This window comes from Cellulophaga omnivescoria (assembly GCF_027915275.1).
Lineage (GTDB): Bacteria > Bacteroidota > Bacteroidia > Flavobacteriales > Flavobacteriaceae > Cellulophaga > Cellulophaga omnivescoria.
The window spans coordinates 546,121-559,093 of sequence record NZ_CP115819.1 but is presented as its reverse complement, the minus strand read 5'-3'; the positions used below and the strand labels follow the sequence as shown (position 1 = coordinate 559,093).

The window sequence follows — 12,973 nt, the reverse complement described above, 5'->3', positions numbered from 1 at the left end:
CTATACTAAACACTAACCATTAACTATAAAAATACAGCGTTATCAATGACCTTATCTTAAAATGTCTATATTTAAATAACTATGTATAGTTATAAGACGTAAATTTTACAATAAAGTTACAATCGTTAACAATATTTAACATTAAATTTTCAAAAAATGTCTAAAACCCTTGTTTTTGGTGCTTCGTTGAATCCGAATCGGTATAGTTATCTTGCAATTAAGAAACTTAAAGAAAAGAACATAACAACTGTGGCATTTGGTAAAAATTTAGGGACTGTTTTACGTGTTCAAATTAAAGATAATTTAACCGAATTTCAAAATATAAATACAGTTACTTTGTATTTAAATCCATCTAAGCAGGTAGAATATTACAAAGATATAGTAAAATTACAACCAAAACGGGTAATATTTAACCCCGGAACAGAAAACCTAGATTTTTATAAAATACTGAAAAAGAATAATATAGAGGTAGTTGTTGGTTGTACTTTGGTAATGTTGGCTACAAACCAGTACTAAAAATATTATTTGTAATTTTTTTCAAAATAAATTACAAATAATATAAAAAAGTTACTTTTCTCTAGTGCTATATTTTTAAATTCTTATTTTTTTCTAATTAGCCAAAGGCCAAAAAAGGTAAGTAAGCCATTAATTGGAAGCATTTCATAACCAATAACATAGCCTCCAAGTTTGTCTGCAGGAATGTTAGATACTACTAAAATTATAATTACTGGTACAGTAGCTACCAACCAAGCCCATTTGTCTTTTATTTTATGTTTAGTAAAGATACCAAAAGCAAAAAGTCCTAGTAATGGTCCATAAGTATATGTGGCAACAGTTAGTAGACTATCTATTACATTACGGTTTAGTATATTTTTAAATATAATTATAACTATTATGAGTAAAACACTCATAGCTATATGTGTAATTTTTCTTATTTTTTTTTGTTGTGCCTGGGGTTTTTTATCAATGCCTAAAAAGTCTACACAAAAAGATGTTGTTAAAGATGTTAGAGCGCTATCTGCACTACTATAAGCAGCGGCAATTAAGCCTAGCATAAATGTAATGGCAATGGTAATACCTAGTCCGCTATTTAATGCAATTTCAGGAAAAAGTAAATCTGTTTTTGGTGCTCCTACACCACCAAGAGAAGGAGTTGTTATATTAAATTTATCTGCGTAAATAAATAAAAGAGCTCCTAATAGTAAAAAAATAAAGTTTACAACCACCAATACCAGGCTAAAAGAAATCATATTTTTTTGTGCGTCTTTTAATGTTTTGCAACTCAGGTTTTTTTGCATCATATCTTGGTCTAAGCCTGTCATACAAATAGCAATAAACATACCCCCAAAAAACGATTTTATAAAGTGGTTTTTTGCTAAAAAACTATCTGTGTAAAAAATTTTATTGTATTGTTTTAGTTCTTCAGAGGCTAATAAATTTCCTAAACTCATATCTAGCTTATCAGTAATAAAATAGATAGATAAACCAACAGATATTAGCATAAAAAGTGTTTGTAAGGTATCTGTCCATACAATGGTTTTTATTCCGCCTTTAAAAGTGTAAATCCATATAAGAAGTATGGAGAGTATTACCGTAATTTCAAACGGAATGTTTAAATCATCAAAAACAAACTGCTGTAATACTAATGCCACTAAAAATAACCTAAAAGAGGCTCCTAATACCCTAGATATAAAGAAAAAGAAAGCGCCAGTTTTGTAACTAACTAAACCAAAACGCTCTTTTAAATATTCGTATATAGAAGTAACATTTAATTTATAATAAATTGGCATTAAAAGATAGGCAATAACAAAGTAGCCTATAAGGTAACCAAACACAACCTGCATATAACTAAATTGTGAGCCTTGTACCCATCCCGGAACAGATATAAAAGTTACACCAGATAAAGATGCGCCAACCATACCAAAAGCAACTACATACCAAGGAGATTGTTTGCCAGCTTTAAAAAAATCTTCATTAGAGTCGTTTTTGCCGGTTAAGTAAGATATTAATAGTAAAACTAAAAAGTAACAACCTATTAGTAGTAATATATGCGTAGATGTCATGAGTAGTAATTTGTGATTGCAAAGTACAAAAAGAAAAAATATCATCATAGGATTAATAGTCGCCAAAAAACAAGAATAAATTGTAAATTTGTATAGAAAATTAATAGTATGGATTTCTCTTCTAAATTGTTAGAAAATGCAGTGTATGAAATATCTCAATTACCTGGTATTGGTAAGCGTACAGCTTTGCGTTTGGCATTACATTTATTAAAACAGCCAAAGGATCAAACTAGCGCATTATCTAATAGTTTACTAAAATTAAGAGAAGAAATTAAGTTTTGTACTAACTGTCATAATATATCAGACGTTGCTTTGTGTGAAATTTGTGCTAATCCAAAAAGAGATGAGTCTATAGTTTGTGTTGTAGAAGATATTAGAGATGTAATGGCTATAGAAAATACAGGGCAATACAGAGGTCTGTATCACGTTTTAGGAGGGAGAATTTCTCCAATGGAGGGAGTGGGTCCGCAAAATTTAACAATAAATTCTTTGGTAAATAAATCTAAAGAAGGTATAATTAAAGAGTTAATTTTTGCTTTAAGTTCTACTATGGAAGGTGATACTACCAACTTTTATATTTATAAACAAATAGAAGGTATGGGCTTAAAAACATCTACAATTGCACGTGGTATTGCCGTTGGTGATGAGTTAGAATATGCAGATGAGGTAACCCTTGGTAGAAGTATATTAAATAGGGTTCCTTTTGAGAATTCTTTAAAATTAGGATAGTTTAAATTAAAATAAATGCACTAAATTTAATTAAATGACGTTTTAATTAGTATTTTTGCAAAATTAAGTATATAAATTGCTTTTAAAATAGTAATATGTCAAAATTTGAATTAAAATTACCTCAGATGGGAGAAAGTGTTGCAGAGGCAACATTAACTACTTGGTTAAAAGAAGTAGGAGATACCATTGAGATGGATGAGGCTGTTTTTGAAATTGCCACTGATAAGGTAGATTCTGAAGTGCCTTCTGAAGTAGAAGGTGTCTTAGTTGAAAAACTTTTTAACGTTGATGATATAGTACAAGTAGGACAAACTGTTGCCATTATAGAAATTTCTGGAGAAGCAGAAACCTCTAATGAAACAGAAAGTAATACGCCAGCGGTAGAAGAAAAAGCAGAAGAAACACCAGAAGTTGCTGCCATAGAAAGTTCTATTGCTGTGGCAAAAGAAACGGTAGCTACATCGCAAGATTTTAGTGATTCAGACAAATTTTACTCTCCTTTAGTTAAAAATATAGCTAAAGAAGAAGGTATTACTATAGCAGAGTTAGATGCTATAAAAGGTACTGGTAAAGAAGGCAGAGTTACTAAAACAGATATATTAAATTACGTAGAAAACAGAACAGTACCTAGTACTAATGGTAGTGCAGAAGCGCCAAAAAGTGCACCAGCACCGCAGACTCAACCTGTAAAAACACCAGCTCCTAAAGCAGCACCTGTAGTAGCATCTGCTGGAGATGAGGTTGTTCCTTTGTCTCGTATGGGTAAATTAATAGCGCAGCATATGACTGCTAGTGTGGCTACATCTGCTCACGTACAAAGTTTTATAGAGGTAGATGTTACTAACCTTGTAAACTGGAGAAACAAAAACAAAAATGCCTTTTTAAAGAGAGAAGGAGAAAAACTTACGTTTACACCAATATTTATGGAGGCAGTTGCTTTTGCAATTAAAAAGTTTCCTTTAATAAATATTTCTTTTGACGGAGAGTCTGTAATTAAAAAGAAAAATATAAACCTAGGTATGGCAGCAGCATTACCAGACGGAAATTTAATTGTACCTGTAATTAAAAATGCAGATCAGTTAAACTTAGTTGGTATGGCTAAAGTTGTAAATGATTTAGCAGACAGAGCAAGAAACAATGCTTTAAAGCCAGATGATATCCAAGGTGGTACATATACCGTAACCAATGTAGGTACATTTGGTAGTGTATTTGGTACACCAATTATTAACCAGCCGCAAGTAGCAATTTTAGCCTTAGGAGCCATACGTAAAGTGCCATCTGTTATAGAAACACCAGAAGGTGATTTTATAGGTATACGTTCTAAAATGTTTTTATCTCATAGTTATGATCACCGTGTTGTAAATGGTGCTTTAGGAGGTATGTTTATAAAAGCAGTGGCAGAATACTTAGAAGCTTGGGATGTAAACAGAGAAATATAAAACAATACCAACATAATAACACAATAAAATGCCCTGTTTTTTAATAGGGCATTTTTTATACCCATTTTATTTTTTCTAAAAGTTGCTATTCATTTATCTTTGTGTTAAAACACAGTAAAATGGATTTAAAATTAACACGCCCAATTTGTTTTTTTGATTTAGAAACAACTGGTATAAACGTGGCTAAAGATAGAGTGGTAGAGATTTCCATTTTAAAAGTATACCCTAACGGAAATAAAGAAAGTAAGACGTGGCTGGTAAATCCAGAAATGCATATTCCAGATGAGGTAGTTGCAGTACATGGTATTAGCAATGAGAAAGTTGCAAATGAACCTACTTTTGCACAATTATCTAAAGAAATTTACGCAATGATTAAAGATTGTGACTTAGGTGGTTACAATTCAGATAGGTTTGATATTCCTCTTTTAGCAGAAGAAATGCTTCGGGCTGGAGTAGATTTTGATATGAAAAATACAGTTTCTGTAGATGTGCAAACCATCTTTTTTAAGATGGAGAAAAGAACATTAGAAGCTGCTTATAAATTTTATTGTAATAAAGAGCTCACCAATGCACACAGTGCAGCGGCAGATACTAATGCCACTTTTGAGGTCTTAAAATCGCAATTAGATCGGTACCCAGAGTTAGATAATGATATTAAAAAATTATCAGAATTTACCACTCGTAAGAAGTTTGCAGACTTTGCAGGTTTTATAATTATAGACCAAGATGGTGACCCTGCTTTTTCTTTTGGTAAGCATAAAGGTAAAAAGGTAGATGATGTTTTAGAGAAAGAACCAGGCTACTTTGGGTGGATTTTAAATGCAGATTTTCCGTTGTACACAAAAAAAGTACTTACTCAAATAAAACTTAGTAAGTTAAACAATAAGTTAAGCTAAATAATGAGATTTTTCTTTTTGCTTTTTTTTAGTGTTGTTAGTTTGTCTGCACAAGAAATTTTAATAGACGGCACCATATACAACGCAAAAACACAAGAGCCAATACCATATGTAAATGTTAGTTTTTTAAACACCTTAAAGGGTGCTTCTACAGATGAAAAAGGATATTTTTTTGTAGATGTACCTTCCTCTTTTTTAGAAAAACAAGTGCACTTATCTTCTTTAGGTTTTAAAGACACAATTGTAGCTGTAAAAAAACTAGTAGAAGAAAAAAAGTTTGGTATGCTAGAAGAGTCTTTTGAGTTAGATGAGGTTGTTGTGGCTAAGTCTTTAGGAGACTCATTTGTATTAAACCCTATTGCTAGTTATGATTTAAAAAGCGGATTTTCGTCTTCTTCTACACCTTGGGTTTTGGCAACTTATTATCCTAATATAGGAGCTCAAAAAAAATATGTAAATAAGGTAACTGTATTTTTTCAAAAAAATGAAGGGTTTAAAAGAAGAGCATCTAAATTTAGAATTCGTGTGTACGACGTAGATCCGGAAACTAAAAAACCAGCTAAGGATTTGTTACGCAAAAGTATAATTTTAGAGACCTTTGCAGAAAATGATTTTGTATCTATAGATTTATCGGCCTTTAATATAAAAATGCCTAGACAAGGCTTATATATTGGATTAGAGTGGCTGTTTGTGCCTTACAATTGGTATGCAATAAAAGGTAAAGATCCTTTAACTAATGAGCTTACAATTGAAGATAGGTTTGCCCCAACATTTGGTGGTGTTTACAATAAAAACCAAAATTTTAAAGTTATGGTTTATGGTATGGGAGAATGGACAGATTTTAAGGTGAAATCTAAAGATAATACCAAGCACTTAATACCAGCAGTGAGTTTAAAACTGTCTAAAGAAATGCAGTAAACTAATAAAGCATATTATGAAAATTATTTGTATTGGTCGTAATTATACAGATCATATTAAAGAATTGGCCAATGAAAAGCCTACAGATCCTGTTGTTTTTATTAAGCCAGATTCTGCTGTGTTGCCTAAAGAACAAGATTTTTACATACCAGAATTCTCTGATAATATCCATTATGAAGTAGAGGTATTAGTTAAAATTAAAAAAGTAGGAAAACATATAGAACAAAAATTTGCTGCCAATTATTATGATGAAATTGGGTTAGGAATAGACTTTACAGCACGTGATTTACAATCTAAGCTAAAAGAAAAAGGTTTACCTTGGGAAAAAGCAAAAGGTTTTGATGGTGCGGCAGTAATAGGTAAATGGTTGCCAAAAAGTAAATTTTCTTCTGTAGATAATATAAATTTTTCATTGTTTAAAAATGAAGAAATAGTACAAAAGGGAAATACAAATTTAATGTTGTGGAAAATAGACGAGCTTATATCGTATGTTTCTCAATACTTTATGTTAAAAAAAGGAGATGTTATATTTACAGGTACACCAGCAGGTGTAGGACGGGTAGATGCTAATGATTATCTTTGTGGCACCTTAGAAGGTGAAGAAATGTTTACATTAAATATAAAATAAATGATTTATAGTCTTGATAAATTAAATGAAATGGCAGATGGTGATAATGATTTTATCAATTCTGTAGTATCTGTATTTTTAGAAGAAGTACCAGAAGATTTAGGTCTTCTAGAAAAAGCAATTGAAAGTAGAGATTATGAGCCAACTTACCAATTAGCTCATAAAATTAAACCTAATGTAGATTTGTTGGGTATGGAGCAAACTAGGGCTGCGGCTTATGAAATAGAGTCTCTGGGTAAGCAACAAGGAGATTTTAATAAAATTGATGAAATTTTTAAAACCTTAAAGGTTGATATAGAGCAGGTGGTGTCTGAATTAAAAAATGATTTTAGTCTGTAATGCTTGCAGAGATAATTACCATAGGTGATGAGTTACTCATTGGTCAGGTAATAGACACCAATTCAGCTTTTATAGGTAAGGAGTTAAATAAGATTGGAGTTGCTGTTTATCAGATTACATCTGTACAAGACAATAAACAACAAATTCTTTCGGCTTTAAATGATGCGTCTAAAAGAGTAGACATAGTTTTAATAACTGGCGGTTTAGGTCCTACTAAAGACGATATTACCAAGCATACATTGTGTGAGTTTTTTAATGATGTCCTGGTTCAGGACAATAAAGTTTTAGCTCATGTAGAGGAGTTGTTTAAAAAGTTTTCAGATAAACCTATACTAGACGTAAACCGTCAGCAAGCCAAAGTATTATCTAAGGCTACCGTATTACATAATGTTAAAGGTACTGCTCCAGGGATGTGGATTAAAGATGCAGATACTGTATTTGTGTCAATGCCAGGAGTGCCTTTTGAAATGCGTTATTTAATAACAGAAGAGGTTATACCTCGTATTACAAAAGAGTTTAAAAGGCCGCATATTATACACAAAACATTTATAACATACGGAGTTGGTGAAAGTACTTTAGCAGAGCAAATAAGTAGCTGGGAAAATCAATTACCACCTTTTATAAAACTAGCATATTTACCAAGTTTAGGATCTGTACGTTTGCGTTTATCTGGAACAAGTGTAGATAAAGATAGTTTAGAAAAAATTATAAAGGAAGAAAGCTTAAAGTTAAAAACTCTAATAGGGGATATAATTTATGGCGATGAAGGTGAGGATGAGTTAGAGGTTGTAGTAGCTAAATTGTTTACAGAAAAAAGAAAAACTTTAGCTACAGCAGAAAGTTTTACTGGAGGTAAAATTTCAGAAATTATTACATCAATTCCAGGGGCTTCAGCATATTTTAAAGGAGGTATTGTAAGCTATGCTACAGAGGTTAAATCCGCTTTGTTAGGTGTTTCAGAAGATCTTATTAAACAACACTCTGTAGTTAGTGAAGAGGTTGCTATGGCAATGGCAAAAAATGTAAAAAAAATGCTTAATACAGATTTTGCAATAGCCACTACAGGTAATGCTGGGCCAACAAAAGGAGATTCTGATGCCGAAGTGGGAACTGTTTATATTGGTGTGGCAACACCAACAAAAATTTTTGCCGTATACCATCAATTAGGAGGGCAAAGAGAAAGAGTGGTAAATAAAGCTGTAAGCAAGGCTTTAGAACTATTGTATAAAGGAATATTAGGTTGCTAAATAGCAACAATTTAGAGGTAGATAAAATAATTTTAAAAATTTGATGAAAAGAATTTTGTCTACCCAAAAAAAAGCTATAAATTTGCAGCCTGTTTAAAATAACACAAAATCTAGCATAATGTCAAAAGTTTGTGAAATCACTGGAAAGAAAGCAATGTTTGGAAATAACGTGTCTTTCTCTATTAATAAGACAAGAAGAAGGTTTGATGTAAATCTTTCCAAAAAACGTTTTTACATTCCAGAGGAAGATCGTTGGATAACTTTAAAAGTATCTACAAGAGCTCTTAAGAGTATCAACAAAAAAGGAATCTCTGAAGTATTAAAAGAGGCTAAAGCACAGGGGGTTATTAAATAATCTCTTTAAAAAATAATAAAGATGGCAAAGAAAGGTAACAGAATACAAGTTATTTTAGAGTGTACAGAGCATAAAGAATCTGGGCAACCAGGTACTTCTAGGTACATTACCACTAAAAACAAAAAGAACACTCCAGACAGAATTGAGTTAAAGAAATTTAACCCAATCCTTAAGAAAATGACTGTTCATAAAGAAATAAAATAATTTAAATTTCCTTTAGTAAGGAAATTGTTAAACTATAAAGTTATGGCAAAGAAAACAGTAGCAAGTTTACAGACCAGCTCAAAGAGATTAACTAAAGCCATTAAAATGGTAAAGTCTCCTAAAACAGGAGCTTACACGTTTGTGGAATCAGTTATGGCTCCAGAATTAGTAAACGAGTGGTTAGCTAAAAAATAATATCAATATACAGTATTGATAATAAAGCTACTTTCATTAGAAAGTGGCTTTTTTTATTTTTATATCTTTGGTAAAATTACAGGATAAAAAATGAGTCTATTTAAAAATATATTTTCTTCAAAAAAGAAGGAAAGCCTTGATAAAGGTTTAGAGAAAAGTAAAAGTAGCTTTTTTTCTAAGTTGAGTAAAGCTGTTGCTGGTAAAGCTAAGGTAGATGATGATGTGTTAGATAACTTGGAAGAAATTTTAGTTACTTCTGACGTTGGTGTAGATACTACCTTAAAAATTATAGATCGTATAGAAGCACGTGTTTCTAAAGATAAATATTTAGGGACAGATGAGTTAAATGTAATTTTACGAGAAGAAATTGCGGCTTTATTATCTGAGACAAATACTGGTAATGAAACCGAGTTTACTGTACCTAAAGATGTAAAGCCTTATGTAATTATGGTTGTTGGTGTTAATGGTGTTGGTAAAACTACTACCATTGGAAAAATGGCTTATCAATTTAAAAAACAAGGTTTAAAAGTTGTTTTAGGTGCTGCAGATACTTTTAGGGCTGCGGCAATAGATCAACTACAGGTTTGGGCAGATCGCGTAGATATTCCAATTGTAAAACAAAAAATGGGTAGTGATCCTGCTTCTGTTGCTTTTGATACCTTAAGTTCTGCTGTAACACAAAATGCAGATGTGGTAATTATAGATACTGCTGGCCGTTTGCATAATAAGGTAAATTTAATGAATGAGCTTACTAAGGTAAAACGAGTAATGCATAAGGTTGTAGATAATACGCCGCATGATGTAATGCTTGTTTTAGATGGTTCTACTGGTCAAAATGCTTTTGAGCAGGCCAAACAATTTACTAAAGCTACAGAGGTAACTTCATTAGCAGTTACTAAATTAGACGGTACTGCAAAAGGTGGTGTTGTAATAGGGATCTCAGATCAGTTTCAAATTCCGGTTAAATATATTGGGGTAGGAGAAGGTATAGAGGACTTACAGGTTTTTAATAAGTATGAGTTTGTAGACTCATTCTTTAACCTAAAAAAATAATTTTATAAAGCCTCCTTGCGGAGGTTTTTTTGTTTAAAACTATCTGGTTATGAAAAAAATATTAGTAGTTGTATTGGTTTTACTTACTTATGCTTGTAAAAACAAAAAAGAAACGTCTAATGAAGAAGTTGTATTGTGGGCTCCATATAACGACTCTTTAGAGTTGGAAAAAAATAAAACGCATAAAAACTCTAGAATGCGTTATAAACTTTTACAATCTAAAGTAATTGATAAAAATGCAATTTTTCTTCCCTTATATCCAGAGGTTCAAAAATTATCAGAAGAAGAATATACGGCATTAAAGCCACTTATTTTGGAGCAGAATATATATGATTTGCGTAAACAAATAGACGAAGGGAAATTAACTTATGAAAAGCTGGTACTTTTTTATTTATACAGAATTTATAAATATGAATTGGATAATGCTACAACCTTAAATACGGTAATTGCTTTAAATAGTGAAGTAGTTAAGCAGGCTCGTAAGTTAGACGAGCTTAAAAAAACAGATAATGAGCCAAGTAATAAGCACCCCATATACGGTATGCCTATATTGTTAAAAGACAATATTAATACTAAGAATATGGTAACTACAGCTGGTGCAATAGCATTAAAAAATAACAGTACAGATGATGCTTTTATAGTAAAGCGACTAAAGAAAAATGGTGCTCTAATTTTAGGAAAAGTTAATTTAAGTGAATGGGCTTACTTTTTGTGCTCTGGTTGCCCTGTTGGTTATAGTGCTGTAGGCGGGCAAACATTAAATCCGTATGGTAGAGCAGTTTTTGAGACTGGAGGTTCTAGTGCTGGCAGTGGTACTGCTGTAGCGGCTAATTATGCAGTAGCAGCCGTAGGTACAGAAACATCTGGTTCCATTTTGTCTCCATCTAGTCAAAATTCTGTTGTTGGTTTAAAACCAACTATTGGTTTTTTAAGTAGAACAGGTATAGTGCCAATTTCTAGTACTTTAGATACACCTGGGCCAATGGCAAAGAATACTATTGATGCTGCAATATTATTAGATGCTATGAAAGGCAAAGATGAGTTAGATGGTAAATCTATTGCTGTAGAAACTGGAGTGCTATCAGCTACTTTATCTAGTAATAGTTTAAAGGGTAAACGTTTTGGAGCTATAAAAAGTTTATTAGAAACAGATTCTATTTATAAAATAACAATAGATAAATTAAGAGAACAAGGCAGTGTAATTATAGAAATTACTCCTCCAGAGGTATCAATGGATGGTTTTTTAAGTATTTTAAATATTGATATGAAATACGATTTGCCAACCTATATAAACAGTCAAACTAAAAATAAATTACCAATAAAAGATATAAAATCTGCCGTAGCATTTAATGAAAAAGACTCTGTTGTAAGAATACCTTATGGGCAAGCCTTATTTAGAGGAATTTTAGCGGATACCACTACAGTTGAACAACTAGCTGTTATTGTTAGTGATTTAGAGCAAAGCGGAAGACGTTATTTTAATGAAGCTATGAATGCTTATAATTTAAATGCAATTTTATCTATAAATAATTATCATGCTGGTTATGCAGCAGTAGCTAAATATCCTGCAATTACAGTACCAATGGGATATAAAAAAACAGGGGAGCCAATTAGTTTAACTTTTATAGCAAAACAATTTAACGAGGCAGACTTGTTGCGTTATGCAGCAGGTTTTGAGTCTGTTTTTAATGTGAGAAAAATGCCAAAAGATTACAACTAGTTAATTAGGTTGTTTATTTTTTCCCAAAGTAAATTGTCAAAACTAGACGGACCAAGTAGTTCATCATTAGCAGCATCACCTAAACGTACAACAACTAAGTTTTTACTAGGTGAAATGTATAGTTTTTGGTCATCCTTGCCTAAGGCGGCTATTAAATCGTTGGGTGCATTAGGTATTAATTTACCTGCGTAATCTAGTTCTGAAGCAGGTAATTTATATGATGCTTTTCCGTTTAGCCACCAAAAATAACCGTATGCATCATTTAAGTTCTGAGACGTGCTTGTCATTTCGTTAAAATATGTTTCTGATTCTAACACCGGAATTCCGTCCCAATTTCCTTTATTTAGATTTAAAATTCCATACCTGGCCATACTTCTGGCGTTACTGTAATACAATTTAAAATAACCAACTGGCAACCAACTACCTTGCATGCCAATTACATTTTTAAGTTTATTATTAAAATAAGTGTTAAAATTTTGCTGTGCGGCTCCTTCTACAATATTGTGTGTAATAGTGTATGCTCCATTATGATAGTACCAAAATGTGCCTGGTAAATTTTTAAAAGTGAAACACTCTGGGTCTGTGCAGTTGTTGTTAGTTACAGTGTAGTCTAAACCAGTAGTCATTGTTAAATGGTTTTTAACTGTAATGTTTTGTTCTTGGGCAGAGGTTAAAGAAGACCAGCCTGTACCCAAGTAATTGCTAGATGGTTTGTTAATGTCTAGTAAGCCTTCATCAATAGCAATTCCTGCGGTAAAAGATACTAATGTTTTTGCTGCAGAATTCCAAGCTAAATTTGTAGTTGCATTAGCACCGTTTCCATACCATTCAACTATAATTTTCCCGTTATTAAGTATTAAAAAAGCTTTTGTTTTGTTGGCTTCAACAAAACTTAAAAGCGGTTGTAAAGCATCTTCATCCCAGCCTAAATTTTCGACTGTATTAGTTTTCCACTCGTCAGAGTTAATAGGCGGAAAATACATTTCATTAGAATCTGTATCGTCTATACTATTTTCTTTATCTGTAGAACAACTACAAATTGTGCAAAGCAATACTATTAAAAAAAAATATTTGTGACTAGTCATTGTATTTATTTTTATGTTAGATAACATTAAAGACTAATGGTTTAACGTAAAAATCATAAAATTAGTTCTATATAGCTGTCATTCCTTAAGCAAGTTGTATTT

General features: G+C 31.8%; 15 protein-coding genes. 13 read left to right on the top strand and 2 right to left on the bottom strand.

The features are described from left to right. Positions 1-156 precede the first annotated feature (156 nt). Positions 157-516 carry a CoA-binding protein gene (locus PBN93_RS02470; RefSeq protein ID WP_077406537.1) on the top strand — a complete coding sequence of 120 codons (360 nt, stop codon included), beginning with the start codon at positions 157-159 and terminating at the stop codon, positions 514-516. A gap of 83 nt (positions 517-599) precedes the next feature. Here the strand turns inward: PBN93_RS02470 and PBN93_RS02465 are convergent, their stop codons facing one another. Beyond that, a complete protein-coding gene (locus PBN93_RS02465; RefSeq protein ID WP_271081360.1) occupies positions 600-2,063 on the bottom strand; it encodes a sodium:solute symporter in 1,464 nt (487 codons plus the stop codon). A 108-nt stretch (positions 2,064-2,171) separates the two neighbouring features. Between PBN93_RS02465 and recR the strand changes: the two genes are divergently transcribed. The 12 genes from recR to PBN93_RS02405 all read left to right on the top strand — a co-directional run bounded on the left by recR (position 2,172) and on the right by PBN93_RS02405 (position 11,786). After that, on the top strand, positions 2,172-2,792 hold the full coding sequence (recR, locus tag PBN93_RS02460; protein WP_271081359.1) for a recombination mediator RecR: 621 nt from the start codon (positions 2,172-2,174) through the stop codon (positions 2,790-2,792). Positions 2,793-2,887: 95 nt separating this feature from the next. Beyond that, positions 2,888-4,231 (top strand): dihydrolipoamide acetyltransferase family protein, encoded by a 1,344-nt coding sequence (locus PBN93_RS02455; RefSeq protein WP_271081358.1) that lies wholly within the window; start codon positions 2,888-2,890, stop codon positions 4,229-4,231. 119 nt (positions 4,232-4,350) lie between these two features. Then, positions 4,351-5,127 (top strand): 3'-5' exonuclease, encoded by a 777-nt coding sequence (locus PBN93_RS02450; RefSeq protein WP_271081357.1) that lies wholly within the window; start codon positions 4,351-4,353, stop codon positions 5,125-5,127. Positions 5,128-5,130: 3 nt separating this feature from the next. Continuing rightward, on the top strand, positions 5,131-6,045 hold the full coding sequence (locus PBN93_RS02445; RefSeq protein WP_271081356.1) for a carboxypeptidase-like regulatory domain-containing protein: 915 nt from the start codon (positions 5,131-5,133) through the stop codon (positions 6,043-6,045). Between the two features lie 16 nt (positions 6,046-6,061). Continuing rightward, positions 6,062-6,673 (top strand): fumarylacetoacetate hydrolase family protein, encoded by a 612-nt coding sequence (locus tag PBN93_RS02440; protein WP_077400136.1) that lies wholly within the window; start codon positions 6,062-6,064, stop codon positions 6,671-6,673. Continuing rightward, positions 6,674-7,012 (top strand): Hpt domain-containing protein, encoded by a 339-nt coding sequence (locus PBN93_RS02435; RefSeq protein ID WP_271081355.1) that lies wholly within the window; start codon positions 6,674-6,676, stop codon positions 7,010-7,012. Further along, entirely contained in the window at positions 7,012-8,259 is a 1,248-nt protein-coding gene (locus PBN93_RS02430) for a competence/damage-inducible protein A (protein ID WP_077400142.1), read from the top strand. The genes PBN93_RS02435 and PBN93_RS02430 overlap by 1 nt, the downstream gene beginning before the upstream one ends. A 118-nt stretch (positions 8,260-8,377) precedes the next feature. Further along, the gene (rpmB, locus tag PBN93_RS02425) at positions 8,378-8,614 is read left to right on the top strand and encodes a 50S ribosomal protein L28 (protein ID WP_077400145.1); all 237 of its coding nucleotides are present in this window, start codon (positions 8,378-8,380) and stop codon (positions 8,612-8,614) included. 21 nt (positions 8,615-8,635) lie between these two features. Further along, positions 8,636-8,818: a 50S ribosomal protein L33 gene (gene rpmG, locus PBN93_RS02420; protein ID WP_024481505.1), complete on the top strand. Its 183-nt coding sequence runs from the start codon at positions 8,636-8,638 to the stop codon at positions 8,816-8,818. Positions 8,819-8,860: 42 nt separating this feature from the next. Next, positions 8,861-9,013 carry a DUF4295 domain-containing protein gene (locus PBN93_RS02415; RefSeq protein ID WP_077400148.1) on the top strand — a complete coding sequence of 51 codons (153 nt, stop codon included), beginning with the start codon at positions 8,861-8,863 and terminating at the stop codon, positions 9,011-9,013. A 90-nt stretch (positions 9,014-9,103) separates the two neighbouring features. Further along, positions 9,104-10,066: a signal recognition particle-docking protein FtsY gene (gene ftsY / locus PBN93_RS02410; protein ID WP_077400151.1), complete on the top strand. Its 963-nt coding sequence runs from the start codon at positions 9,104-9,106 to the stop codon at positions 10,064-10,066. A gap of 49 nt (positions 10,067-10,115) precedes the next feature. Further along, positions 10,116-11,786, top strand: coding sequence for an amidase family protein (locus tag PBN93_RS02405; protein WP_077400154.1), 1,671 nt, complete (start codon positions 10,116-10,118; stop codon positions 11,784-11,786). Here PBN93_RS02405 and PBN93_RS02400 read toward each other — a convergent pair. Further along, entirely contained in the window at positions 11,783-12,871 is a 1,089-nt protein-coding gene (locus tag PBN93_RS02400) for a serine hydrolase domain-containing protein (RefSeq protein WP_077400468.1), read from the bottom strand. The genes PBN93_RS02405 and PBN93_RS02400 overlap by 4 nt on opposite strands. Between the last annotated feature and the right edge of the window lie 102 nt (positions 12,872-12,973).